At 42.4% G+C, this 3,763-nt stretch carries 2 protein-coding genes; one reads left to right on the top strand and one right to left on the bottom strand.

Annotation, left to right across the window (positions count from 1 at the left end; genetic code table 11):
- Nucleotides 1-732: 732 nt before the first annotated feature.
- Entirely contained in the window at nucleotides 733-1,512 is a 780-nt protein-coding gene (locus tag LFYK43_RS11920; RefSeq protein WP_124978560.1) for an acetoin reductase, read from the bottom strand.
- A gap of 578 nt (nucleotides 1,513-2,090) precedes the next feature.
- Here LFYK43_RS11920 and LFYK43_RS11915 point away from each other — a divergent pair.
- A complete protein-coding gene (locus LFYK43_RS11915; protein ID WP_124978558.1) occupies nucleotides 2,091-3,548 on the top strand; it encodes an NCS2 family permease in 1,458 nt (485 codons plus the stop codon).
- Nucleotides 3,549-3,763: the final 215 nt, after the last annotated feature.

Here is a 3,763-nt window from a genome sequence, read left to right as displayed (position 1 = left end):
CCAACAAAGAAAAGAAACAGTCTAAAACAAGTTAAATTACCTAGATAAGGATACAAACAAGAAGTTTAGAAGTAAATTTTTTAATTCACAATCATTTAGTCAGAATTCGTCCAAAATCGGGAGAAGGAAAGTGACCAACTAAAAACGGCCACTTACGCAAATGGTCTGTTACATGACATCTTTTTGAAAAGGTGGTACAATCCAGACGTAAAGAAAAGGAGCTATGCGTCAACATAGCTCCTGCAAGCCGCTTTAAAGGCGGTGGCAAATTACAAATTGACTATGCCAGTCGTCCTGTAACCTGCCAAAGTTACGCAGGGCGGCTTCTATTTGTCCTTTTGTTGGACAAGACAGCCAATAATGTGCCAAGGACAATCATTAGCAACAGACGCTCATTGACCGTGAAACCTTTGTGTAGATTGCTCCATGTTCCCATAGACCTCACCTCACAGGGAATCAGACAGCCACCGCCTTTAAAACTTCTTGTTAGCTAAAAGTTTAATATTTTCACCCAACCGGGGTTAAACAAGTTTAAAAAACTCGACACGAAAATATAGATGTCTAGGCTTGATGAGATTTGTTTTTTGCAGAATTCAAACAGGCATTACCAAGCAGCCTTGCCAGGCTGTTAGGTAATGCCTAAAAAAGAAAAATACTAATATTTACTACCACATCCCCGTCATAGCAAGGGGTGTGGTTTATTTTTTGTGTTTTAAGCATTGAGGTAATTGCTTATTTGTAAACCAGTCCGCCATCAACCAAGATCGCTTGGCCGGTAATATAGTCTGAATCTTCAGAGGCTAAGAAGTGAACCAAGTTAGCAACATCTGTTGGTGTTTCATATCTGCCTAAAGCAATTTCGCCTGAGAACTTAGCGAATGGTTCGCCTGGTTTCAGCGAAGGATCTGCTTTGACCATTTCGGCGTCGATCCGGTCCCACATCTTGGTCTTAGCGACACCTGGGCAGTAAGCATTAACGGTAATATGCTTGGAGGCAAGTTCCTTAGCAGCTACGTGAGTAAAGGCCTTAACGGCATGCTTGGTAGCCGAATATGTTCCAAGAACTTCATAGGCTTCATGTCCTGCAATCGAGCAAGCATTGATGATCTTGCCGGAGGTACCCTGCTTGATAAATTGTTCAGCCGCAGCTTGTGTGCCGTAGACTGTTCCGAAAACATTGATTTTAAAGGTTCTTTCAAGTTCTTTTTCGTCAATTTTTAGGAATGGTGTGACAGCTTCGATCCCTGCATTATTAACGAAGACATTCAACTGGCCGAATTTTTGGACTGCAGCAGCTACTAAAGCCACTTGGTCTTCTTTTTTGGAGACATCACCGGCAAAGCTGGCTACATCTTCATAGCCTGCAGCTTTGATTTCTTTTTCGGTTTCAGCCAAAGCTTCTTTATTAATGTCGTGGATCATGACACTGAAACCATCCTTGAGCAAACGTTCTGCGATCCCTCTGCCTAATCCGCCAGCGGAACCTGTAACAACGGCAACTTTTTTGGTCATAATAACGTTCCTCCTATGCAATAATAACTTTATTACAGTTAAAGTATAGCGCTTTCATAAATGGTGTGCAACTTATTTAGGAGCGAATAATATTATTTTTATCACGCTCGTTAAATTCGAAGAGAATATGGTGCGTGAAAGAAAAAAACGGATTTTAATTCGGGAAACACAAAAATCTAAGGATAGATAAAATAACTGATGTTTATTGAAGACACGCTTGGGATAGAAATGGGCAGCAGTGAACAAGACGAGGATCCAAAATAAAAGCATGTCTTTGACGATGATTAAGTTCAAGACTTGATCATGGGCATTATTTGTCGATCAATCCCGAATAATAACAGGCCAGCCGTATTACCCGCTTTTATTCCTAGCACTATTGAATAATTATGTTTCTTGATACCGTTTTTCATTGCTGCTGCAGGTATTATCCGCTATTATTGATATTTTCTCTAAATTATTTTCAGAAAATTTACAAATTTTGATTAAATTCTTGAAAAAAGTGGTACAATTACACATATCAAAAGCGAACCTTGCATATTATTTTAGAGAAAATAGTTCGTAATTCAGGAGGAATAATTTTGGATAAGTTTTTTCATTTGAAAAAGTCGGGCACCACGGTTGGAACTGAAGTTGGTGCAGGATTGACGACCTTTTTTGCTTTGTCATACGCACTCTTCGTTATTCCGGGCGTTTTAGGCCAAGCCGGGATCCCTGGACAAGCAGCGTTTCTAGCCACGATCATTGCTTCGGTCGTCGGAACCTTGATCATGGGTCTTTTCGCTAACGTTCCTTACGCTTTGGCCCCCGGGATCGGTCTGAACGCCTTCTTTACATATACGGTCGTGATGGGTCTGGGTTTCACTTGGCAAGAAGGGCTGGCATTGGTGTTCTTTTGCGGTTGTGTGAATATTTTGATCACCGTGACTAAAATCCGGAAAATGCTGATCACCGCGATCCCGGAAAATCTGCAGCTGGCGATCAGCGGCGGGATTGGCGCCTTCATTGCTTATATTGGTTTAAAAAATGCTGGTTTCCTGCAATTTACTACGAATGCTGGGGATATCCAAAGTGTCAATGGCCAGGCTTTTTCGGCGACACAAAAGACCTTTTCGCATGGGATCTCATCAATTGTTTCTGGCGGCGGCATCGTGCCAGCACTGGCCAACTTTGACACCCCGGCAGTCAACTTGGCTTTGATCGGTGTATTGATCACCGTGATCTTGTTGGTTAAAAAAGTACCAGCTGCACTTTTGATCGGTATCCTCCTAACTACGATCATTGGGATCCCAATGGGTGTGACTAACTTGCATATCTCTGGTGAATATTCATTTGGAGCTTCAGTCCACCAATTAGGCAGCACATTTTTAGCAGCATTCTCCGATAAGGGGATGGGGCATCTCTTTACTGATGCGCACCGGATCCCGCTCGTGCTGGTAACTATCCTGTCCTTTAGTTTGTCAGATACTTTTGATTCTCTGGGTACATTTATCGGAACTGGTCGTCAAACGGGGATCTTCTCTGGTGAAGAAGAAATGAAGCTTGAACAGCAGCCAGGGTTTAAGTCCAAGTTAGATAAAGCCTTGTTCGCTGACTCGATCGCCACTGGTGTTGGTTCCTTATTCGGTACTTCTAACGTTACGGCTTATGTTGAAAGTTCTGCTGGGATCGGTGCCGGCGGCCGGACAGGGTTGACTTCGCTGGTAGTTGCCGTTCTGTTTGCTTTAAGTGCATTCTTATCGCCGTTCTTATCTGTGATCCCATCAGTCGCTGTGGCACCTTCCTTGATCATGGTCGGCGTGATGATGATGAGCAGTTTCAATGAGATCCCTTGGAAAAAACTGGAGGAAGCTATCCCAGCCTTCATGGCTTCGATCGTAATGGCATTTACCTATAACATTACTTATGGGATCGCCTTTGGTTTCATTTTCTATACGCTGATCAAAACTGTTCTGGGTAAGGGTAAAGAAGTTCATCCATTAATTTGGATCGTTTCCTTGCTGTTTGTGATCAACTTTGCAGTTCTGGCGTTAATTTAATGATAGTTTTTTGACTAAATCTCTGGCGGCTTTGCATCAGCAAAGCCGCTGGAGATTTTTTGGGACTACGTCAAATAGTGTTGATGGTCTCTGAAACTCTATCTTTTAGATAGGGTTTCTTTTTTTCTCAATTGTTAAGTCAGTGTCTTTCTTTTCCTCTTTGTCAGGAAAGGCTGTGCCGAGGGAGTCAAGCCTTTCCTGACAAAGAGTTATTT

Source organism: Ligilactobacillus salitolerans, from assembly GCF_003864415.1.
GTDB classification, from domain to species: domain Bacteria; phylum Bacillota; class Bacilli; order Lactobacillales; family Lactobacillaceae; genus Ligilactobacillus; species Ligilactobacillus salitolerans.
The sequence above is the reverse complement of the archived record's forward strand: the minus strand, read 5'-3'. Positions and strand labels throughout refer to the sequence as shown.

Excerpts from the sequence above, each read along its gene's own strand:
- LFYK43_RS11920 (WP_124978560.1), bottom strand. The coding sequence starts at position 1,512 with ATGACCAAAAAAGTTGCCGTTGTTACAGGTTCCGCTGGCGGATTAGGC.